Here is a 21,241-nt window from a genome sequence, read left to right as displayed (position 1 = left end):
GCAAATGGCAAACACCCCGCGCCGGTGGGGCGAGGGGTGTGAATCGCGGGATTCTAGAATGCCTGACCCGCTCATGAGCTCCTCGCCCACCCCCGCCACGCCTGGCCGCATCCACGCCCTGATCCCCTGCGCCGGCAGCGGCAGCCGCGCCGGCACCGCGCAGCCCAAGCAGTACCAGGTGATCGCCGGCCAAACGCTGGTGGCGCATACCCTGGCTGCCTTCTCGCGGGTGCCGCGCGTGCAGACCGTGATGGTGGTCGTCGCCCCGGATGACCGTACGCTGCAGGGCCAGCCCGGCATCGTGCGGGCCGCCTGCGGGGGGGGCACCCGGGCCGAGACCGTTCGCAACGGCCTGCGGGCACTGCGCGAGGGCGGTGCTGGCGCGGATGACTGGGTGCTGGTGCACGACGCGGCGCGCTGCCTGGTCACGCCGGCGCTGATCGAGCGGCTCATCGACGCCTGCGCCCACGACGCCGTGGGCGGCCTGCTGGCGCTGCCGCTCGCGGACACGCTCAAGCGCTCGCACGAAGGCCGCGTCGCGGCCACCGTGCCGCGCGAGGGCCACTGGCTGGCGCAGACGCCGCAGATGTTCCGGCTCGGCTTGCTGCTGCAGGCCCTGGAAGCGGCCGGCAGCCAGGTCACCGACGAGGCGAGCGCCATCGAGCAGGCCGGGCATTCCCCCTTGCTCGTGACCGGCGCGGCGCGCAATTTCAAACTCACCTGGCCGGAGGACTTCGCCCTGGCCGAGTCCATCCTCGCGATGGACGCAAGGACCGCTCCATGAATATCCGCATCGGCGAAGGCTGGGACACGCACGCGCTGGTCGACCACCGCGCCTTGATCCTCGGCGGCATCCGCATTCCCCACGACAAGGGCTTGTCGGGGCACTCCGATGCCGACGCCCTGCTGCACGCCATCACCGACGCGCTGCTGGGCGCCGCAGGCTTGGGCGACATCGGCCGCCACTTCCCCGACACCGACGAGCGCTTTCGCGGCGCCGATTCGGCCGTGCTGCTGGCCGAGGCGGCGGCGCGGGTGCGCGCGCAGGGCTGGCAGGTGCTCAACCTCGACAGCACCGTGATCGCGCAGGCACCCAGGCTCGCTCCGCACATCGAGGCGATGCGCGCGCGCATCGCCGGGGTGCTGCAGCTGCAGCCCGCGCAGGTGAACGTGAAGGCCAAGACGGCCGAGAAGATGGGGCCCGTGGGCGAGGGCCGCAGCATCGAGGCCCGCGCGGTGGTGCTGCTGCACGCCGTCGACTGAACACCTTTCCTTGGGAATACACCGCATGGCCTGGCCCGTCCTCGTCTTCGACATCGAATCCATCCCCGACGTGGCCGGCCTGCGCTGCCTGCAGGACGCGCCAGCCGACGCCTCCGACGAGCAGGTGCTGGAGGCCTGGCTGCAGCCGCGGCGGGAGAAGGGACAGGGCGATTTCATGCCGCACCACCTGCAGCGGGTGCTGGTGATCAGCGTGGTGTTCCGCAACGCCGAAGGGCTGCGGGTGCACTCGTTCGTGGACCGCGACAACGCCAGCGAGGCCAAGGTGATCCAGGGCTTCTACAACACGCTGGAAAAGCACGTGCCGCAGCTGGTGAGCTGGAACGGCGGCGGCTTCGATCTGCCGGTGCTGCACTGGCGCGGCCTGCGCCACGGCGTCACGGCGTGCAAGTACTGGGACATGGGCGAGGACGACCGCGAGTTCAAGTGGAACAACTACATCAAGCGCTATGACATGCGCCACCTGGACCTGATGGACCTGCTGGCGATGTACCAGCCGCGGGCCAACGCGCCGCTCGATGCCATGGCCAAGCTGTGCGGCTTTCCCGGCAAGCTGGGCATGGACGGCTCGCAGGTCTACACGGCATTCCTGGGAGGGCAGCTGGAGGAGATCCGTCGGTATTGCGAGACCGACGTGATGAACACCTACCTGCTGTATTGCCGCTTCCAGAAGATGCGCGGCGGCTTTACCGAAGCCGAGTACGAGCAGGAGATCGAGCTGGTGAAATCGACGCTCGCCGGGCTGGCGCCGCAGGAGGCGCATTGGCAGGAGTACCTGGCCGCCTGGCGCTGATCCAGGCGGGGGCGCCTGAGACAATCGGGCCATGACGAAACAAGCAGAGCAGGCCACCAGCGCGCCCGACCGGCTGGTGGTCGATGCGCTGGACATCGAGGCCCAGGGTGTGGCCCGGCGCGAAGACGGCAAGGTGGTGTTCATCGAGGGCGCCTTGCCGGGCGAAACCGTGTCGGCGCTGGTGCGCCGGCGCAAGAACAACTGGGAGCAGGCCACTCTCACCGAGATCCATCGCGAGTCCTCGCAGCGCGTGAAGCCGCGCTGCCCGCACTTCGGCCTGCACGAAGGCGCCTGCGGCGGCTGCAAGATGCAGCACCTGGACGGCGCGGCCCAGGTCGCCATCAAGCAGCGCGTGCTGGAAGACAACCTCTGGCACCTGGGCAAGGTGAAGGCCGAGACCCTGTTGCGGCCTATCGAGGGACCGTGGTGGGGCTACCGCTGGCGCGCCCGCTTCTCGGTGCGGCACGTGCGCAAGAAGGGCGTGGTGCTGGTGGGCTTCCACGAGCGCAAGAGCCGCTACGTGGCCGACATCCGCGAGTGCCACGTGGTGCCGCCCGAGGTGAGCGCGCTGCTGTTGCCGCTGCGCGACCTGGTGGGGAGCATGGACGCGATCGAGACCTGCCCGCAGATCGAATTGGCCTGCGGCGTGGACGCGGCCGACGCGACGCGGCCGGTGATCGCGCTGGTGCTGCGCCACCTGGAGCCGCTCAGCGAAGGCGACCTGGCCCGGCTGCGTGCCTTTGGCCAGGCGCACCCCGCGGTGCAGTGGTGGCTGCAGCCCAAGGGGCCGGACACGGTGCACCTGCTCGATGCCGGCCCCGAGCTGGCGTACACGCTGCCGGAGTTCGGCATCGTGATGCCCTTCAGGCCCACCGATTTCACGCAGGTCAACCCGTTCATCAACCAGGTGCTGGTCTCGCGCGCGCTGCGGCTGCTGGACGCGCGGCCGAATGAGCGGGTGATCGACTGGTTCTGCGGCCTGGGCAACTTCACACTGCCCATCGCCACGCAGGCCGGTGAGGTGCTGGGGATCGAAGGCAGCGAAGCCCTGGTGGCGCGATCACGCGAGAACCTGGTGCGCAATCAAGGCGCGGTGCGCTCGCCCACCCGCTTCGTCGCGCGCAACCTGTTCGAGATGACGCCAGCGCAGCTGTTGGAGGACGGCACGGCGGACAAGTGGCTGGTCGATCCGCCGCGCGAAGGCGCGTTCGCGCTGGTCAAGACCCTGGCCGACCTGCACCAGGACCCCACGACCGCGCCCGGCTGGCGCGCGCCCCGGCGCATCGTGTACGTGAGCTGCAATCCCGCGACGCTCGCGCGCGACGCCGGCCTGCTGGTGCACCAGGCGGGCTATCGGTGCACGGCGGCCGGCGTGGTCAACATGTTCCCGCACACGGCGCACGTGGAGTCGATGGCCGTGTTCGAGCGGTCCGGCGAGTAGCAGGCCGGCTCACTGCAGCGTCCAGGCTGCGGCGTCCTCGGCCCGTGGAGCAGGAGTGGGAGGCGGCGGAGCCGTCTCTTCGGCCGGCCGGCCGAGCGGCAGCGGCGGCATGTGTCGACCGTAGATGCGCCGGATGCGCTCCTTCAGCGGTGGGTGTGGGTCGAACCACGCGGCCAGCGCGCCGGCCTCGGTGCCCACCAGCAGCATGTGCTGCACCATCGAGCCCATTCGCGGCTGCGTGGTCTTGTCCTGCTGGATGGCGATCTTGCGCAGCACGCCGCCGATGGCATCGCGGCTGCGGGTCCATTGCAGCGCGCGGGCATCGGCCAGGTATTCGCGCTGGCGCGCCACCGCGGCCTGCAGCGCATGGCCGGCCACCCAGCCCAGCCAACCGGCCGCCATCAGGGCCAGCCCCAGCAGGGCAGGGGCGGGCCGGCGATCCCGTTCGTCGGGCTCGAACAGGTCCTGGCCCAGGCGGTACAGCAGCTCGAGCCCGAAGACCATGCCCACCAGTCGCATGTTCAGGCGGGTGTCGCCTTCGCGGATGTGGCTGAGTTCATGCGCGACCAGGCCCTGCAACTCGTCACGGGTGAGGTGCTCCAGCGCGCCCTCGGTGACGACCACGACGGAATCACTTTCGTCCCAGCCGGCGGCGAAGGCATTGATGGCGTCCTTGCGGGCCAGCACCATGATGGCGGGCGGGTGCATGCCGGAGGCGATCGCCATCTCGTCCACGATGTTGCACAAGCGCTGCTCGGCTTCGATGCCGCTGGGTTGCGCGGGTCGTGCGCCCAGTAGCCGCGCCAGCGTCCCACCGCCACCATGGGACAGGCGGGAGGTCTCCACCCACCAGCCGCCGAATACGTAAAGCACGGTGACGGCCGTGTTCACTTCGACGAAATAGCGCGGCAGCGAGAACCCGCCGGGAATCCAGAAGGACCAGGTGAGGCCCCATGCCAGCGCGAGCGCCGCATTGACGGCCAGCACCAGCAGCACGATGGCGACGCCGAACATCACCAGCAGGCGCCGCGTCTGGCCGCGCGCCTGGCGCTGCGACTCGAAGATCAGCACGGCTACTTAGAACCGCACCTGGGGCGCCTGGCGCTCGGCGTCGCTGCTGGTGGACTCCAGCATCGGGACTGGCCGGAACGCGAACATCCCGGCGACGACGAGGGCCGGGAACTGGCCGGCGGCGTCGTTGAACGCCAGCACCTGGTCGTTGTAGGCCTGGCGGGCGAAGCCGATGCGGTTCTCGGTGCTCGCGATCGCTTCGCTGAGTTCCCGCATGTTGCGGTCGGCTTTCAATTCGGGGTAGGCCTCGGCGACCGCGAACAGGCGGCCCAGCGCACCGCCGAGCGCCTGCTCCGCACCCATCAGGCTGCCCACGGCTGCCGCGTCCAGGGGTGCGGTGGGCGAGTGCGTCACCTGGCGCGCCTGGTTGCGGGCGGCGATCACCGCTTCGAGTGTTTGCGACTCGTGCTCGAGGTATTTGCGGGCCACCTCGACCAGGTTGGGCACCAGGTCGTGCCGGCGCTTGAGTTGCACATCGATCTGCCCCAGCGCGTTGACGATGGCGTTGCGCAATCGGACCAGGCGGTTGTAGGTCATCGTCGACCAGGCCAGGAGGACCAGCAGGGACAGCCCCCATAGAAGCCACGGCGAGTTCCACATCGTCCAGATCCTCTCGAGATTTCTGTCCATCGGGTAAGCCGCGGGATGCTACTGCACAAGTTCGCGGGACCATGAAAAAAGGGACCCGGAGGCCCCTTCTTGCAGGTGGGCTGTGTCGCCTCAGTCGTTGCCGCTGGTCAGGCCCAGCAGTGCCAGCAGGCTTTGGAACACGTTGAAGATGCTCAGGTACAGGGCCAGCGTGGCCGAGATGTAGTTGGTCTCGCCGCCATCGATGATGCGCTTGAGGTCGTACAGGATGAAGGCGCTGAACACGCCGATCGCCATGACACTGATCACCAGCATGCCGACCGTGGAGCCGACGAACACGTTGATCACCGCGCCGATCACGATGGCCAAGGCACCCACGAACAGGAACTTGCCCATGCCCGACAGGTCACGCTTGATCACCGTGGCCAGGCTGGCCATGACGAAGAACACGCCTGCGGTGCCGCCAGCCGCGGTCATGATCAGGCTGGTGCCGTTGGACATGCCCAGCACCATGCCGATGATGCGCGAGAGCATCAGGCCCATGAAGAATGTGAACCCCAGCAGCACGGGCACGCCGGCGGCGGAGTTCTTGGTCTTCTCGATGGCGTACATGAAGCCGAACGCGCCCCCCAGGAACACGATCAGCCCGAGCCCACCGGACAGGCCGGCGGTGATGCCGGTGGCCACCCCCAGCCAGGCGCCGAGGATGGTGGGAAGCAGGCTCAGGGTCAGCAGCCAGTAGGTGTTGCGTAGCACCTTGTTGCGCTGCGCCACGGGCTGGGCGTAGCCGTAGCCTACGGGTTGCACTCTTTCGTTCATGTGCGTCACTCCTTTCGATGAGGTGGCGGTTAGATGGGGCGATTCTAGGTTGGTTCAATGGGCTCTTCCCTTATCCTCGCCCCCCATGAAAACCATGAGCTACCTCGAACTGGCCGACCTCAAGGCCATCGCCGCCGCCGCAGAAGCCGAGGCGCTGCGCCACAACTGGGCCGTGACCATCGCCATCGCCGACGCCGGCGGCCACCTGCTGTGGCTGCAGCGCCTGGACGGCGCGCCGGCCATCTCCGCGCAGATCGCCCCGGCCAAGGCGCACACCGCGGCGCTGGGCCGGCGCGAGAGCCGGATCTATGAAGAGATCATCAACGGCGGCCGCACGTCCTTCCTCAGCGCGCCGGGCCTGTCGGGCATGCTCGAAGGCGGCGTCCCCATCATCAAGGACGGTCAGTGCCTGGGGGCCGTGGGCGTGAGCGGGGTCAAGTCGACCGAGGACGCGCAGATCGCGCGGGCGGGGATCGCGGCGCTGGGGATCTGAAGGCGCGAACCGGCCTACCTGGCCGGCGTCCAGCTGCTTGGGTAGAGACGTGCCAGTCGTTCGCGTTCTACAGGAAGCAGTGGAAACAGTTTCGGCTCCTGTCCGACGTAGTCCTCCGGCCGACAGGGGGCAGGCCGCCCGCACATCAAGGCCCGGGGATCATCGTTGTGCCCCAGGCCGAGGGCATGACCGATCTCATGCGCGACGACGTTGCGGGCCACGTTGGGGAGGCTCAACGGAGGCACGCTGGACGGGCGAATCAGCACCCACACGCGCCCGCCCATCGGTGCAGCCAACGAGATGACGTGGGATCGGGTCAGCACGATCACCATGTCGCCGGGCAAGGCAGTGATGTCGACGCTGAACGCCGCGGCGTGGAGACCAACTCGCGCAGCTCGTTGATAAAAAGCGAACAGCGCGGGCTCCGGGAGTGCCTGCGTGACATGGCGAGCCGCGTTCAGTCGGAAGCTGGAGCCGACGTGCTCCAGCTGGCGATTCCAATAGTCGATGGCTTCATCGACCAGCGGTCGACGCGGATCGTCGGCGGCGCCGAGCACCGCTATGTCAGGCGAATGTCGCCACGCAGGCGGCAATTGTGCATGCGTGCATGCGATGTACAAAGTTGCCAAAAGCGCGATGAGTTGTTTCAATTTTCTGCCGCAGGTTCTACAGGCGAGGCGGGCGCGCGTCACCCTTTGTCCAAGATGCCGGCCAGGGCGGCGAGGTCGAAGTCTTGGCCGGCGTGTTGACAGCAGAGCTGCCACAGCTGAGATAGCAGGGCCTCCTGCCAGATGAGCAGCTGTTGCCCCTGTCCAGCCCAGGCGTCACAGTTCGTGGGCCGAGCGAAAGTTTCCAGCAGAGCTGAGTAGCGACTCGTTGCGTTGGGGTGAAGCCCCGTTGCGTCGGCCCCGAACACTTGCCTCACCCAGGAGGGCCGATCAGACAGCTGCTGAGCCAAGCTGTTGCTCCCATCTCGCGCACTCTCTAGGAACCGCAAAGGAGCCTTCATTGGTTTACCGAACCAGTAGAGAAGTCGCACAAACCGCCGCGACGGATCATCGAATGCCTCGCGCCCATGAAGGCACCGGTGGTTGTTGTTGACGTAGAAGTCACCTGGGGCGCACCTGAATGCGACCGGCGCGGCAGCATCGACAAAGTGCTGAAACCCCTTGCCCACACGTCCTGTGCGAACGCGGCTCGGATGTAGGCACACCAGGTCCCCGCGGGAATACGACCATGTCGTGCCGTAGCGAGTCATGTGCCCGGACGGCATCGCCCGCGGAACACGGAATAGCCCCCCAAAAAGTGAAGGATCTTCTCGTTCGATCCGCTCGAGAACTGGCCAAAGATCCAGGACAAAGCTAGCGCCACCCGTGCGAGCTTGGCGTTCGCAGATCATGACTTGCACGTGGGGTGGCATGCCCGGGTGTGCGCAGTCGTTATGTAAATCGCCAGCCACCTTCGTCTTGGGAAGACTGCGTTGATTGCCCGCCAGATCGGGTTCGATCAGCATCCGTTGAAAACGGATGGGTCGTTGTCCGAAGAGGCGTTCGCAAAAGCTCACTTCATCTAAGGATGCATCTAGGGCATCGGGGTCATGGCACAGCACATAGCCACGCGCGCCAAGTTCCTCGCCCAAGCGGACTTTCCCTTCCGCTTCTGACCACGACCATGCAATTGGGGAGTTCACAAGTGGTCCTCAGACGGACTGAGCCGCATCGCACTGCGCCTGGATGAGTTGACCTCTTCCCCTGGTCAGGGCCGCTCTGGCTTCTTGCACTTGCGCTACGAGTTCATGAAAGGGCGGATACCGTCCGTCTCTCTCGATAATCACTGTCAACGAGCGTTCGGACCGGGAGGCCAGATGCTCCAACAACTGGAACACCTCGACAGGTACGTCGTGAACGTGATCATCCAGGCGTCTGAGGCCGCCGCCTGGTGCGCGAATGTCCTTCCCCCCTGAAAGGTGAACTTGCCTGACTCGGTCGATCGGAAGTTCATTCAGCATGTCCAGTGGGTTCATACCCGTGTTCACCGCATTGGCGTACAGGTTGTGGAGGTCCAGCAACATGTCCGTTCCGGCTCCAGTGATCACGGCAGACAGCCATTCGGTTTCCGACAAGGTCGAGCAAGGGGGTGTGAAGAGAACGGCAATGTTCTCGAGCACGGGCAAGCTGCCAACGTGTCTTTTCAGGCGCTCGATGTTCGCAAGCGCACCCTCGAGCGTGTCAGCGTTCCGTGGCGGCGCGGCGAGATGTCCGATCTCTGCACCGTCAGCTCTGACAAAAGACAAGTGCTCTGACCAGAATCGAGGTTCGACCACGTCGCAAAGTCGCGCCATCCCATCTGCACGGGCAAGGTCAACGGATTGTGTCGAAGCCAGGCCCAGCGAGACGCCGTGAAGGCTGGTCGGCAAAAGCCTGCAAAGATCCCGCAGCGACCGGAGCCGAACGCTGTCCAATCGGAAGAAGTCTTCCGCGATCAGTTCCAGGCATTGGATATCGCCGCAGTGATCGACGTTGTGCACGATTTCGCGCGCAAGCTCCCATCGAAATCCGATGCCGACAATATCATCCTTCATTTACATGCCTTATTCAGATGCGCAGGGGTCGCGGCCGGTGTTCGCCGCAACAGCTCACGAAATTTGACTTGACGATCGGTGGTCTGACTTATGTCGAGCCGGTGGGAGATGACGATGCGAGTCACGCCTAGCGCGGCCAGTGCGCCGTTCACCTCGGACTCTTTCTTGAGGTCCAGATTGGCCGTCGCCTCGTCAAGCACCAATATCTTCGGCTGGGGATACAAGGCCCTTGCGAGCAGGAGCCGTTGGCGCTCCCCGGCAGAAAGTGTCGATGCCATCTCCCCAAGGAATGTCTGATAGCCCATGGGCATGCGAAGAATCTCTTCGTGAATGGAGGCTGCTTCAGCGGCTCTCATTGCCCTGGCAATGTCTGGCTTGCGATCGAAGAACGTGATGTTCTCCAGGACCGAGCCGGATAGCAGCTGGTCGCCTTGGAGAACACCGGTCATGAATGACCCAACCACTTGATCACCAAGCTGACGTAGCGGAATGCCACCCACGCGGATGTCGCCCTGGGTTGGCTCACCGAGGCCGAGCATTAGCCGCGCCAGGGTGCTCTTGCCGCATCCAGACGGGCCCATGATCCGCACACACTCACCCGGTAGTACATGTAGATCGAGGTTGCGGAAGACGAACGGCTCAAGCGGCGCATGGCGGTACGCCAAGCCCTTCACCTCAATCGAAGCTTCGAGGTTCGCAGGGCGAGTGATCGTGGCCGCGGTGGACCGTGCCGGTTCATTGATGATTTCGTTGAGCCGGCTTGCGTGAATCTTCAGCAGGCGCAGTTCGAATGTCCGATCGATAAGGGAAACGACCCGGGCCGAGAACTGGGCCTTGTAGGCTGTCAAGGCGAACAGCATCCCGATCGAGAACGCACCCTGCATGATCGCTGTTGCCGCCATGCCGAGGAACAAGATACCTTCGAGTCCGAACACCAGCGCACTTGCGCTTCGGAAGAAAACTGCATGCTTTTGGATGTGAAGACTGGCGTTCTGCTCGGTGATCGTGGCGTTGATCCAATGGCCAAGTCGGTCCGCCTGACGGGAGTACAACTGGACGCTCTGGACGGCTCGCAAGCTTTCCAGAAAAGAGGATTCACGGTGGGAAGCAAAAGCAAGCTGAGCATCGCTCAGCTTGAAGAGTCCGCTAAATAATACGAAACGCAGACCGACGTAGATCCCACAGGTCGCCAAGGAAAGGGCCGCGAACAACGGGCTGAACAGCAGCATCATGGCCAGGGTACCGACTACCACTGCAGTGTCGACGAGGACTTCCACCACGCCGGTGGCAAGTACGCGCTCCATGAACTTCACGCTCTCAAATCGGGTGGCGACTTCGCCGATGTGCCTCCTTTGGAAGTACTTGGTGTCTAGTGAAAGCAGATGCTTGAGGACGCTGACACCTAAATGCAAGCCGAGCTTCGTTGATACGTAGGCAACCAGCCATGACCTGTAGCTGGACATAGCGACCTGAGCGACGAGCAGGAGTGTCATTCCCAACCCGATCGCAATTACGAGGTCCATGTCCATGGAGACAATCGCTTGGTCGACAACGAATTGGGTTGCGAGCGGCATCAACAATGCTGTCGCTTCGACAACAAGACTCAACGCGAGTAGAAATCCCAGGGTTGATCGAAGATTCTGCAGGCTTTCAACAAGTGAAAACGCCGATCGAGGTCGTCCCGGCGGTAGCCGCTCGAACTCGGTCGTTGGGGCTGCCTCTATTGCAACGCCTGTAAATGACTCAGAAATGGCTGCCGGTGACAAGTTGAGCCGACCCCGGGCGGGGTCGTGAACGACAAAAGTTCGCCGGCCGACTTTTACGAGCACCACGAAGTGGTTGCCGTTCCAATGGAGGATTGCAGGCAATGCAAGCTGGTGAAGCTCCTCGAACTCCAGCTTGACAGCTCGGCACGCAAGGTTCAGACGATTGCCGATGCTCATGAGCTGCTCGGCCGTCATGCCACGGTCCGACCCGGTGAACCGCCGACGAAGGTCGGCCAGATCTCGGCAGTAGCCATGGAAGGCGGCGACCATTGCCACACAAGCCAACCCGCATTCGGCGCGCTCTGACTGCAGCACCACCGGCACGCCGCGCCCTCGACCAAGTCGCCTGGCCCACGCCTGGGCGTCGGAGCGTGAACTGATTGAGCCGGTCATTCTAATGAATGATCTGATTATGAGACGTGGTCGGAACTATCTCGGTTATGCGTCCATCATCTTCGAGCTTGAATAGAAAAGCCGTTTGCGGCGTCATGCCGGGAGGCATGTGCCCTGTCCATTGAAGTAGCTCGCATTCGTCTGTCTGAAAGACATGCAAGCCACGTGCGCCCATGATCCGGACGGAGGCGGGCAGTACAAAACCTTCGACTGGAGAGTAGGTGACGATTCTCCGACTGAAGCGGTCAATCACCAACTGCCAGGTGATCTTGCGGATGGTCATATCGCCGCCAATGTCTTGATGCACAATAATTCGCAGGGGACACTGTCGGCCGCTTCGAACTCGACCTGCTGCTTTACATCAGCCGGAAACGTGATGGTTCTTCCGGGGCGGGCCGCTTCTGATGCGATCACGTCGCCGCCGTTCGAGTAAGCCCGGATGTGCGCGCCGGAGGATGCGCCTGATAGCACTACATATGTCATCGTGACGCCCGGCGAGTTGTGCAGAGAAATGGGATCCCCCGTGGCGGCGCTGGATGGGTTCAGGAAGAACAAACGAGTCAAATGGTGGTCGCGTAGGTGGAGGCTCCACAATCGCTTCCAAACCCCGTTGACCGGCTGAAGGTGCTGTTGCTCGGAAAGCAGGTGGTCTTGGTTTAGTTGATTTAAAGGTGCAACAGGCAACAGGTCGCTGACAATGCCTCGTGGGGTCCATTGCGGAGCATCAATTGCGTATCGACCTGAAGCAACGCGAGTGGCAAACAAGCTCATTGTACGGGTCAAAAGCGCGGAATCAAACAGATCGTCGTACGTAAGAAAGGTCTTGGTGAGCTGGAGACGCCAGTGATTCGCCTTCCATCGTTTGTACGAAAAGCTGTTTGTAGCAAGTAAAAACCCGGGCACGTCGATCTCCAGTAGCGACTGGCGTTCGGACTCATTGAGATCAAACAAGGACAATACTTCGTCTGGGTTCGAGAAGAACGTCCGACGCGTCTCGTTGCAGGTATAGAGCCTTGCAAGCAAGGCCTCTATGGATTGGGTGCTCACACGTTTGCCTCTTTATGCGCTCGGATTCACGCGAGTCTTGGATGACGGCGGTTCCAAGCAGCTTTCTCGTCAACTATTTTCCGTTTACTAGCCGCCGCAGCCGCCGCAGCCGCCGCAGCCGCCGCAGCCGCCGCAGCCGCCGCAGCAGCCGCAGCCGCCACAACCATTGCAACCGCCAGCAGCGCAATGGGAACATCCGTAGCCGCAGGTGGCGCATATACCCGACCCGGGTCCTGCTTCGCAGGCGGGGCTATTGGCCATGGCCATTGCACCACCAGCGAGGCCGCCGACCATGCCGCCTATCGCCGCGCCAGCCGGGCCGCCGGCGAGTCCGATGCCAGCTCCAACCACGCCTCCGACTCCAAAGCCACCGTAGGCCGCATTCTGGCAATCGCTCGCATTTAAGCCGCCGGATACCAGTTGAACGTCTGTTTTGTTGAGTTGTTTCATTTGTGTTTGTGCTTCAGGTTTCTTTTTTGTCGGCGCATTGTCGCCACACTCCACAGGAGCGAAATGAATCCGGCAGTGGGTGCCACGCCTGCTGCGGTCTGCGCTATCGTGGCGGGCGTGAAAGGATCTATTTCTGTCATTAAGAGAAATAGCCCTGATATGCCTGCAATCGATGCAGTCCAGCAGCAAATGAATGCAAGAAAGAATGTTTGTACCCGAGTCATCCAGGTCGCCATAATCAGTTCCTCCATGTTGAGAGCGCGTGTAATCTAATCAGGCCATCTGCTTCTCCTTTCAAGTTCTTGCGCCGAACCCAAGAAGCGGTTCAAGCACCCATTCATAGATGCGTCTTGATTCCAGCAGCAGATCTGCCTCCAATCGCATTCCGTTCTGTATGTCTATGTTTCGCCCGTACGCGGATACCGATGAACGCTCAGCGACGGCCCAGACACGGAAGTAATCATCCGGAGTGGGCAACGTCGTCTGTAGTTCGTGTCGTTGAAGGGGGGCGCGGCTGATGTCGCGAACGACGGCGCGGTATTGTCCGAACTTCTGGTACGGAAAAGCATCGAAGCGGACCATTACCGCAGTACCGGGGGAGATGAATCCGATGGCACGGCTCGGAACATATAGCTGAACGTCGCGAGTTTCTCCGTGCGGCAGAATGGCCAGAAGTGGCGCTGACGGGTCGACGACTTGACCTTTGTCCACCGTGATCCCGGTCACCGTGCCGCTGATCTTCGCCAAAACGATGATCTCGCGACGTGAGTCGGTCTCCGCCAAGCGCTCCTGGAGTTCCGCAACCCCGCGGTTCAGTGCCGACGCCTCAAGCTCCGCACGATGCTGGAGTTCGCCGATCTGGCTGACAAAGGAAGACGAATCCTTGCGGACGTTATCTCTTTGCCGTTCGAGGCTTTTGACCTGAATTCGGATCGCAATCAGCTCCTGCTCTTTTTCCGTCAGAGCGGTTTCTGATGCGAATCCCGACTCAACAAGCGTTTGATATCGCTTCCATGTGGATTCAGCGAGGCGCTCGCGACTTTGGGTGAGACCTATTTCGGAATCGAGCTTTTCTTCCTCAACTTTCGCAGCGGCAACGAGATTTGATAGCTTGCCCGACTGGACGCGGTTCAGGAGCACCTGCTGTCGGACTTCGGATTCAAGCATGCGTCTGCGACGGCTCAGCTCGGTGGCTATTGCTTCGTGTGTGTTGCCCATCGCGGCGGTGTTTCGCTCGCTCGATAGAACCAACAGCGGCTGTCCTTCACGGACGGCTTCGCCTTCATTGACCAGCCGTTTGACAACTGCGCCTTGTGTGGGTGCATACACCCTCATTGCGCCCAGTCCAGTTGTCGCGATGCCAGTTACCCGCTCACGGCGCGTGTATTCGGCAAAGTACAGGAGCGCGAGTAATGCGGCGAACAGAACCGCGGCTGAGGTCGCGACGATCGATAGCTTGGGCAATCTGAGTTCCGAGATGCCACCGAGGTCCCCATGGAGCCCCGTTCCGCGACGGACAAGGTCCGCTCGGTCCAAAGAGCCTTCAGAAGTTGGTTCGTACGCCGACATGCTCTTGTTAAAAGATCCATCGCAAAGTTCGGCAAGCAATGTAACCCAAAAGAAGTGAATGCAAATACCTTTGTGTCGGCAAAGTTGACGCCGCTGAAAGTGGGGAGAACGAGTGCGCGGCTTACGAGAGTCTTCAAGGCAGTCGAAGCCGTGGCGACACTCCGTAGCCGGTCAGCGTTGCCGAAGGGGCGAGCGGGAGTGGGGTGAGAGTGAGAGTGAGAGCAGCCGGTACAGGACGTCGGTACCCGCGCAGCCGGCCGCGCTACTTCGTGAGGATCAATTTCCCCTGCCGGGTCGCCTGCAGCCGGTACAACACGCCGTTGTGGCTGATTTCGACCAGGGGGTGCCCGCGCAGCAATTCCGTGCTGTGGATCAGCGGGGGGCGCGGTGCCGCCGCGTGCTCGGGCGCTTGCTGCTGCTGCGGCGGCTGCGGGCGATCGCGGTCCATCAGTTCTCCCGCGGGTCGGTGACGAAGCCGATGCGCTTGACGCCGGCGCGCTGCGCCGCCGACATGGCCTGGGCCACGCGCTCGTAGCGCACGTTGCGGTCGCCGCGGATGTGCAGCTCGGGCTGCGGGTCGCGCGCGGCTTCGGTGGCGAGCAGCCCGGGCAGGGCGGCATCGTCGACCCGTCTGTCGTTCCAGAAGTACCGGCCCTGGGCGTCGACGCTCAGGCGCACGCTGCGCGGCTGCTCCAGCTGCCGCTCGTTGCTGGCACGGGGCAGGTCCACGTTGACCGAGTGCTGCATCACCGGCACGGTGACGATGAAGATGATCAGCAGCACCAGCATGACGTCGACCAGCGGCGTCATGTTGATCTCGTTCATCACCTCGTCGGTGTCGTCCTGTGTGCCGAAAGCCATCTCATGCGCCCTTCTTCATGGCGATCACCTTGGTGGGCGCGCCTTGCGCACCGACCCGGGCGCCGGTGACGAAATACGCATGCAGGTCGTGGGCGAACCGGTTGAGCTTCATGACGACGCCCTTGTTGCCGCGGACCAGCGCGTTGTAGCCGAGCACCGCCGGAATGGCGACGGCCAGGCCCAGGGCCGTCATGACCAGCGCTTCGCCGATGGGGCCGGCCACCTTGTCGATGCTGGCCGAACCGGCGGCGCTGATTGCAAGCAAGGCGTGGTAGATGCCCCAGACGGTACCGAACAGGCCGATGAAGGGGGCGGTCGATCCCACCGAGGCCAGCACGGCCAGGCCGGACTGCAGCCGCGCGGTGGCTTCGTCGATGGCATTTCGCAGCGCGCGGGTGACCCAGTCGCTGGCGTCGAGCGAGTCGTGCAGCTGGGGCTGTGCGTGGTGGTGCGCGCTGGCCTCGCGGCCTTCGACGGCCAGCGCCCGGAAGGGATTGCCAGGCTCGCTGCCCAGCTTGTCCAGGCCGTCGGCGAAGTCGGCGCTGTGCCAGAACGCCTCGGTGCGGCGGGCCTGGGCCGCCCAGCGGCGCAGGTCCAGTGCCTTGATGATGATCACCATCCAGGAGGCGAGCGACATGGCCAGGAGCAGCACCGCCACCCCCTTGATGATGATGTCGCCCTGCTGCCAGAGGTGGGCGAGGCCGAATTGCGCTTGCATGCTTGTCTTACTCCAGGACGAAATTGATCGGAACGTTGAACCACATCGCTTCGGGCACGCCGCCGCGCTTGCCGGGGACGTAGCGCCACTGCAGCACCGTCTTGTGCGCTGCCTGGTCGAGCCGGTCGAAGCCGCTGGACTGGCTGATCTCGGCCTGCTGGGCACGGCCATCCGCGCCGATCAGCACGCGCACGACGACCTTGCCCTGTTCGCCCATCCGCTTGCTCACCGGCGGATAGATCGGTGGCGGGTTCTGCAGGTAGTCGGCGCGGGTGGAGGGCAGTTCGACGACGGCCGGGGCGGGTGCGGGCGCGGGGGGCGCCGGCGGGGCGGCCATGGGTGCTGGCGCGGGGGCGGGTGGTGCGGGTGGTGCGGGAGGTGCCGGGGGTGCCGTCCAGACGGGCGCCGGCGCCGGAGCGGGCAGGGCCACCGGGGGCGGCGCAACGACGGGTGCCGGTGCGGGTTCCGGCGTGACCGCACGGGGTAGGGCGGGCTCCGGCCGCACGCGCCGGACCGGCCGCGGTGCGGGAGGCGGAGGCGGCGGTCGCTCCAGCCGCACGGGCGGCGGGGGGGCCGGCGGAACCGCAGCGGCCGGCGGCGGCGCGGGGGCGGGTGCCGGAGCAGGGGGCGGTGCCGCCTGGATGATCTGGCTGACCATCACCACCGGTTCGACGACCTCGGGCGGCTGGCGCGTCAGTCCGTTCTGCAGGGCCCACAACAGGCCCGCATGCAGGAGCACGACGCCGCCTGCGATGGTCAGGTTGCGCGGGGACGCAAGGGGGGCTGGAGCGGCGGCGGGAGACAAGGCGAGGCGACGGGGCGGGAGATGGGTGCGGCCGGACGGTGCCTGGCCGGTGCAGGGCAGCTAGTCGCGAAGCGCCCACCAGGCGACCGCGACCACCGCGACGAGGGTCAGGCCGAGGCCGTAGAGGAAATCCATATCGGGCGACCCACGGCGGGTTGGCTGGACTGCAGCGCGGCAACCGGGCGGCTGGCGCAGCACTGGTCGACGATCTCGCGGGCACAGCTTTCGCAGTTGCCGCACTGGGTGGCGACGCCCAGCTCCAGCTGGAGGTCGCTGAAATCCATGCCGGCATGCACATGGCGGGCGATTTCGCGGTCGGAGACTCGGTTGCAGACGCAGACGATCATGGCGGTGACAGCAGGAATATGGCGGTGTGTGCGGGGGAGTATAAATACGAATCGATCGCATTTGCAATCCCGAGATGCTTGGATGGGCATGCAGGCGCGCGATCAGGCGCCCGGCAGGGCCGATGCGGCCTGGTCCAGCCGTTCGCAGCCGCTGAGCGCCATGGCGATCTCCAGCTCATCGCGCAGCAGTCGGATGACGTGCGCGACGCCCAGGGCGCCCGCGTTGGCCAGGCCCCAGACCAGCGGCCGGCCGATCAGGACGGCGTGGGCGCCCAGTGCGATCGCCTTGAGCACGTCGGTGCCACGGCGGATGCCGCCGTCGACCAGCAGGGGCACGCGTCCGGCCACGGCCCGAACGATCGGCGGCAGGGCTGCCGCGGTCGCGGGCACGGTATCCAGCGCCCTGCCTCCATGGTTGGAGATCACCAGCGCGTCCACGCCGACCTCGACGGCGTGCAGGGCGTCCTGCGGATGGAGCACGCCCTTGAGCAGGATCGGCAGCCGCGTGGTCGCGCGCAGCCATTCCAGGTCGCTCCAGTCCGGCGCGGCGGCCATGAAGCGCTGGAAGACGTCGCTGTCTCCGGGCGCGAGCGGCACCGGCGCGGGCGCTGGCTGCTCGTTCACGGCGAGGCCCGGAGGAATGCGGAACCCCGCACGCCACTGCAGGTCGCGCGGTGCTTGCACCGGGGCGTCGACGGTGACCACCAGCGCCTCGTAGCCGGCGGCCTCGACCTGGGCCACGCGTTCACGGACGGCGTCCCGGTCCCGCTGCATGACCATCTGGAACCACAGGGGACCGCGTTCGGGCTGGTGCCGCACCGAGGCCGCCACCGTGGCCAGCGGTGTGCCGGCCAGGCTGCTCAGGACGAAGCCGGCGCCTTGTGCGGCCGCGGCCTGCGCGCTGGCGAGTTCACCGTCGGGGTGCGCCAGGCGCTGGTAGGCGACCGGCGCGAGCAGGATGGGATGGGCCAGCTCGCGACCGAGCAGTTGAATCCGGGTGTGGGCGTGCTCCAGTCGGCGAAGCACGCGTGGCATCAGCGCCAGGCGGCCCCAGGCCTCGCGGTTCGCGGCCAAGGTGATGCCGTCGGCCGAGCCCCCGTTGAAGTAGGCCCAGGTGGCGTCGTCGAGCCGGCTGCGCGCATGCGCCTCGTGGTCCGCGAGCGTGTGCAGCCCCGCAGGCAGCGGATCGCGCCGCAGGCTCACGGCTCGCCCCACAGGCGCAGCAGCCGGTGGTAGGTGCCGGTCAGCGACTCGGTGGCGTCGGTGTCGCCCTGCGCCCGCAGCGACATCAGCGACTGGTCGAAGTCCCACAGGATGCGTCGTTGCTCGGTGCTGCGCACCAGGCTCTGCACCCAGAAGAAGCTGGCCAGGCGCTCGCCGCGGGTGACGGGGGTGACCTCGTGCCGCGTGTCGCCCGGATAGAGCAGCAGGTCGCCGGCGGCGAGCTTGATGCGGCGTTCGGCGCCTGGTTCGTGGATCGCCAGTTCGCCGCCCTCGTAGGCTTGCGGCTCGGAGAGGAACAGCGTGCACGAGAGGTCGGTGCGGACCCACTGCGCCGGGTTGCGCGAGTGGACCATCGCGTTGTCGATGTGCGCCCCGTATGCATTGTTCTGTCCGCTGTAGCGGTTGAACAGGGGGTTGAAGATGCGTGAAGGCAGCGCGGCGGAGAGGAACTGCGGGCTGCGGTTGAGGGCGCCCAGCACCAGCGCCTGGAGCCGACGGCAGCAGTCACTGTCCTGCGCCAGCTGCCGGTTGTTCTTGCGGGCGACCGCCTGGTCGCCCGCGCTGCGGCGGCCGTCGATCCACGGCGCGTCGGACGCGAGCAGCCGCTCGCGCGCGGTGCGCACCTCGTCGGGGGTCAGCAGGCCGGGCAGCTGCAGCAGCATGGAGGGTCAGAACAGGGTCTTGAGGGTCAGCTCCACCCGCCGCGGGGCGCCGGGGGCGTAGAAGCCGCGATACAGCGAATCGGCATACAGCTCGTCCGTAAGGTTGGACACGTTCAGCTTGGCCGACCAGCGCTCGTCGAAGGTGTATTCGGCCATCGCGTCCGCCGTGACGAAGCTGTCCGCCGTGACGTGGCGCGCGCCCTCGGGATTCTGCGAGCCGCGCCAGTTCAGGCCGGCGCCCACGCGCAGCTTGGGCAGCACGCGGTAGGTGGTCCAGAGGCTGCCGCTGTGGCGAGGCGTCAGGCCGGGGCGATCCCCCGCCACCTGCGCGCCGGTGCCGGCGGCATTGAGTTGCACGTTGCTCTCGTCGATCTCGGCGACCGGGATCCAGGTGTGGTTGACGAAGACGTCCCACTTCGAGTCGATGCGTCCGGCCAGGTTGAACTCCAGGCCGGCCGCATGGCGCTTGCCGGAGAGCAGTTCCTGGGCGGCGGCGGAGTCCGGATCGGTGTTGCGCTCGTTGTACTTCTCGCTGTAGAAGGCCGCCAGCCCGACCAGCGCCCGCTGCTCGAACAGCTCCCACTTGCCGCCCACTTCCAGGTTGCGGCTCTTCTCCGGCGGGGTGTTGGCGGCTCGCCGCTGGCCGGCGTTGAAGGTCGGGGTGAACTGGTAGGCGTCGCCCGACGTGTTGTACGAGGTGCCGAAGGACACGTAGTAGGACTGCAGGTCGCTCGGCTGGTAGATCACGCCGACGCGCGGGCTCCACAGGTTGTCGCTGCGCTCGCCGCTGAGGGTGCCGCCGGCGTCGCGATAGGACGCGGTGAAGCGATCGAAGCGCAGCCCTCCGAGCAGCTTGAGCATGGGCGTGAGCTCGTAGGTGTCCTGCGCGTACAGGCCGATGTCGCGCGCCTCGAAGCTGTTGAAGGGGACGGGGCCGCGGGTGTCGGCCCGGACGGCGCCGTCATCCGGCGTGCCGACGGTGGTGCCGGGCGAAGCGGCCAGTCCGGTGGTGAAGTTGTTGTTGCGCTTCGCTTCCTCACGGTAGAGGTCCACGCCGGCGAGCACGGAATGGCGGCCGAGGCGGACCGAGTAGTCGCTGGTCAGCTGGGTGAGGTCGCTTTGGCCGATGCGCGCCTTGGGGGCGCGGGTGATGACCGTCGAATCGCTCAGGTTCGCAGGCGTGGTGCCCGCGGCGAAGCGCACCACGCTTGCCAGCAGGTCGCGCTCGTAGCGCCCATGCCGCAGCCGGGTGCGCAATTCGCCGGAGCCGAAATTGAAGCGGTGCAGGTGAGAGAGGGTGGCGTAGGTGGCGCTGGTGTCGAGCCGGTCATTGGCCAGGCCGTAGTAGTTGCGCGCGGGTAGCGCCTCGACGATGCGGCCATTGTCCAGGAACCAGGGATGGTTGTAGAGCGGCCGGCCCTGCACGTCCAGGTGGTACAGGCCGACCGAGAACTCGTCGCGGGTGCCGATGCCCCAGCGGTAGGTGGGCGCGATGCCCAGCTTTTCCTGCTCGGCGCCCCAGTTGTCCGCCTTGTGCACCATCGCGTTGAGGCGGAACGCGGCGTTCTCGCTGGTGTGGACGTTGAAGTCGCCCGTCAGCCGGTGCAGGCGGCCGGTGCCGACGGTGTAGTCCACCTCGTGCTGCGTCATCAGGAAAGGCTGCTTGCTCACCTGGTTGACCACGCCGCCGGTGGATCCCTTGCCGAACAGCATCGACGCCGATCCCTTGAGCACCTCCACCCGGTCGGCGTTGAAGGTGTCGCGCTCGTACAGCGCCCCATCGCGGATGCCGTCGGTGTAGATGTCCCCGGCCTGGCCCAGCGAGAACCCGCGCAGTCGCACGTCCTCCTCGCCGGTCTCGCCGGCCTGGAAGGTCACGCCGGCGGTGGTGCGCAGCACCTCGCGCAAGTCGTCGAGGTTGCGGTCGTCCATCAGGCGCTCGGTCTGCACGGTGACCGACTGCGGAATGTCGCGCAGGTCCTGCGTGCCCTTGCCGATCTCGGTGCGCCGCACGCGCAGGCTGTTCTTGGTCTGGGGTGCATCGGCCTGCCCGGTGACGGTGACGGTGGACAGGGTGCCTTGGGCGTCGGGCGCAGCGGTCTGCGCCATGGCGCCGGCGGATGCAGCCAGCAGCAGGGCGCCGAGCGGCAGCAGTGCCGGCTCGGAACCGGACGAACGGGGGGGACGAGAAGTTGCCATGAAGCCTCCAGGTGGCCCGCGCAGGACGGGGCCGGTTGTGCAAAGAGGCTGGCTGGTGCGCGATGAAGCCGCGCGGCTTGGCTGGCCGTGGTTTGTGACGGCCGGTATGTTACCTCAAATAAGAATCACTCGC

24 protein-coding genes are annotated in these 21,241 nt (G+C 65.5%); 5 read left to right on the top strand and 19 right to left on the bottom strand.

Features of this window, described 5'->3' with window-relative positions; all coding sequences use genetic code 11:
- The first annotated feature begins 58 nt into the window (after positions 1-58).
- From ispD to rlmD, 4 genes are read left to right on the top strand one after another with little or no spacing between them, the layout of a single operon-like run.
- Positions 59-784, top strand: coding sequence for a 2-C-methyl-D-erythritol 4-phosphate cytidylyltransferase (gene ispD, locus JI739_RS03785; protein ID WP_201682491.1), 726 nt, complete (start codon positions 59-61; stop codon positions 782-784).
- Positions 781-1,263: a 2-C-methyl-D-erythritol 2,4-cyclodiphosphate synthase gene (gene ispF / locus JI739_RS03780; protein ID WP_201682490.1), complete on the top strand. Its 483-nt coding sequence runs from the start codon at positions 781-783 to the stop codon at positions 1,261-1,263. The genes ispD and ispF overlap by 4 nt, the downstream gene beginning before the upstream one ends.
- Before the next feature lie 25 nt (positions 1,264-1,288).
- Positions 1,289-2,074: a 3'-5' exonuclease gene (locus JI739_RS03775; RefSeq protein WP_201682489.1), complete on the top strand. Its 786-nt coding sequence runs from the start codon at positions 1,289-1,291 to the stop codon at positions 2,072-2,074.
- Between the two features lie 31 nt (positions 2,075-2,105).
- Entirely contained in the window at positions 2,106-3,515 is a 1,410-nt protein-coding gene (gene rlmD, locus JI739_RS03770; protein ID WP_201682488.1) for a 23S rRNA (uracil(1939)-C(5))-methyltransferase RlmD, read from the top strand.
- Positions 3,516-3,524: 9 nt separating this feature from the next.
- Here the strand turns inward: rlmD and JI739_RS03765 are convergent, their stop codons facing one another.
- The 3 genes from JI739_RS03765 to JI739_RS03755 form a co-directional block, all read right to left on the bottom strand.
- Entirely contained in the window at positions 3,525-4,586 is a 1,062-nt protein-coding gene (locus JI739_RS03765; RefSeq protein ID WP_201682487.1) for a M48 family metalloprotease, read from the bottom strand.
- A 6-nt stretch (positions 4,587-4,592) separates the two neighbouring features.
- Positions 4,593-5,186, bottom strand: coding sequence for a LemA family protein (locus JI739_RS03760; RefSeq protein WP_201682486.1), 594 nt, complete (start codon positions 5,184-5,186; stop codon positions 4,593-4,595).
- A gap of 120 nt (positions 5,187-5,306) precedes the next feature.
- Positions 5,307-5,993, bottom strand: a complete 687-nt coding sequence (locus JI739_RS03755) for a Bax inhibitor-1/YccA family protein (protein WP_201682485.1) — start codon at positions 5,991-5,993, stop codon at positions 5,307-5,309.
- Positions 5,994-6,078: 85 nt separating this feature from the next.
- Here JI739_RS03755 and JI739_RS03750 point away from each other — a divergent pair, with 85 nt between their 5' ends.
- On the top strand, positions 6,079-6,486 hold the full coding sequence (locus tag JI739_RS03750; RefSeq protein ID WP_201682484.1) for a GlcG/HbpS family heme-binding protein: 408 nt from the start codon (positions 6,079-6,081) through the stop codon (positions 6,484-6,486).
- Between the two features lie 14 nt (positions 6,487-6,500).
- Here JI739_RS03750 and JI739_RS03745 read toward each other — a convergent pair whose 3' ends face one another.
- The 16 genes from JI739_RS03745 to JI739_RS03670 form a co-directional block, all read right to left on the bottom strand.
- Positions 6,501-7,136, bottom strand: a complete 636-nt coding sequence (locus tag JI739_RS03745; protein WP_201682483.1) for a matrixin family metalloprotease — start codon at positions 7,134-7,136, stop codon at positions 6,501-6,503.
- 38 nt (positions 7,137-7,174) lie between these two features.
- On the bottom strand, positions 7,175-8,125 hold the full coding sequence (locus tag JI739_RS03740) for a TauD/TfdA family dioxygenase (RefSeq protein WP_201682482.1): 951 nt from the start codon (positions 8,123-8,125) through the stop codon (positions 7,175-7,177).
- Positions 8,126-8,185: 60 nt separating this feature from the next.
- A complete protein-coding gene (locus JI739_RS03735) occupies positions 8,186-9,067 on the bottom strand; it encodes an MbnB/TglH/ChrH family RiPP precursor modification enzyme (protein ID WP_201682481.1) in 882 nt (293 codons plus the stop codon).
- A complete protein-coding gene (locus JI739_RS03730) occupies positions 9,064-11,226 on the bottom strand; it encodes a peptidase domain-containing ABC transporter (protein ID WP_201682480.1) in 2,163 nt (720 codons plus the stop codon). The genes JI739_RS03735 and JI739_RS03730 overlap by 4 nt, the downstream gene beginning before the upstream one ends.
- 1 nt (position 11,227) lies before the next feature.
- Positions 11,228-11,509, bottom strand: coding sequence for a hypothetical protein (locus JI739_RS03725; RefSeq protein WP_201682479.1), 282 nt, complete (start codon positions 11,507-11,509; stop codon positions 11,228-11,230).
- A complete protein-coding gene (locus JI739_RS03720) occupies positions 11,506-12,273 on the bottom strand; it encodes a hypothetical protein (RefSeq protein WP_201682478.1) in 768 nt (255 codons plus the stop codon). Before JI739_RS03720 ends, JI739_RS03725 begins: the two co-directional genes overlap by 4 nt.
- Before the next feature lie 446 nt (positions 12,274-12,719).
- The gene (locus tag JI739_RS24340; protein WP_236589045.1) at positions 12,720-12,959 is read right to left on the bottom strand and encodes a hypothetical protein; all 240 of its coding nucleotides are present in this window, start codon (positions 12,957-12,959) and stop codon (positions 12,720-12,722) included.
- 58 nt (positions 12,960-13,017) lie between these two features.
- On the bottom strand, positions 13,018-14,187 hold the full coding sequence (locus JI739_RS03710) for an HlyD family secretion protein (RefSeq protein WP_201682476.1): 1,170 nt from the start codon (positions 14,185-14,187) through the stop codon (positions 13,018-13,020).
- Between the two features lie 367 nt (positions 14,188-14,554).
- Positions 14,555-14,740, bottom strand: coding sequence for a hemin uptake protein HemP (hemP, locus tag JI739_RS03705; protein WP_201682475.1), 186 nt, complete (start codon positions 14,738-14,740; stop codon positions 14,555-14,557).
- Positions 14,740-15,153, bottom strand: coding sequence for an ExbD/TolR family protein (locus tag JI739_RS03700; protein WP_201682474.1), 414 nt, complete (start codon positions 15,151-15,153; stop codon positions 14,740-14,742). The genes hemP and JI739_RS03700 overlap by 1 nt, the downstream gene beginning before the upstream one ends.
- A gap of 1 nt (position 15,154) precedes the next feature.
- Complete coding sequence (locus tag JI739_RS03695; protein ID WP_201682473.1) at positions 15,155-15,871, bottom strand: MotA/TolQ/ExbB proton channel family protein; 717 nt, start codon at positions 15,869-15,871, stop codon at positions 15,155-15,157.
- A 7-nt stretch (positions 15,872-15,878) separates the two neighbouring features.
- Positions 15,879-16,676 carry an energy transducer TonB gene (locus JI739_RS03690; protein ID WP_236589044.1) on the bottom strand — a complete coding sequence of 266 codons (798 nt, stop codon included), beginning with the start codon at positions 16,674-16,676 and terminating at the stop codon, positions 15,879-15,881.
- Between the two features lie 107 nt (positions 16,677-16,783).
- Positions 16,784-17,023, bottom strand: a complete 240-nt coding sequence (locus JI739_RS03685; protein ID WP_201682472.1) for a (2Fe-2S)-binding protein — start codon at positions 17,021-17,023, stop codon at positions 16,784-16,786.
- Positions 17,024-17,125: 102 nt separating this feature from the next.
- The gene (locus JI739_RS03680) at positions 17,126-18,226 is read right to left on the bottom strand and encodes an alpha-hydroxy acid oxidase (RefSeq protein WP_354003672.1); all 1,101 of its coding nucleotides are present in this window, start codon (positions 18,224-18,226) and stop codon (positions 17,126-17,128) included.
- Complete coding sequence (locus tag JI739_RS03675) at positions 18,223-18,909, bottom strand: Fe2+-dependent dioxygenase (protein WP_201682470.1); 687 nt, start codon at positions 18,907-18,909, stop codon at positions 18,223-18,225. Before JI739_RS03675 ends, JI739_RS03680 begins: the two co-directional genes overlap by 4 nt.
- 6 nt (positions 18,910-18,915) lie before the next feature.
- A complete protein-coding gene (locus JI739_RS03670) occupies positions 18,916-21,108 on the bottom strand; it encodes a TonB-dependent receptor (protein WP_201682469.1) in 2,193 nt (730 codons plus the stop codon).
- Between the last annotated feature and the right edge of the window lie 133 nt (positions 21,109-21,241).

Source organism: Ramlibacter aurantiacus (assembly GCF_016722895.1).
Lineage (GTDB): Bacteria > Pseudomonadota > Gammaproteobacteria > Burkholderiales > Burkholderiaceae_C > Ramlibacter > Ramlibacter aurantiacus.
Note: the sequence above shows the minus strand (reverse complement) of the source record. Positions and strands in the feature narration are given on the sequence as shown.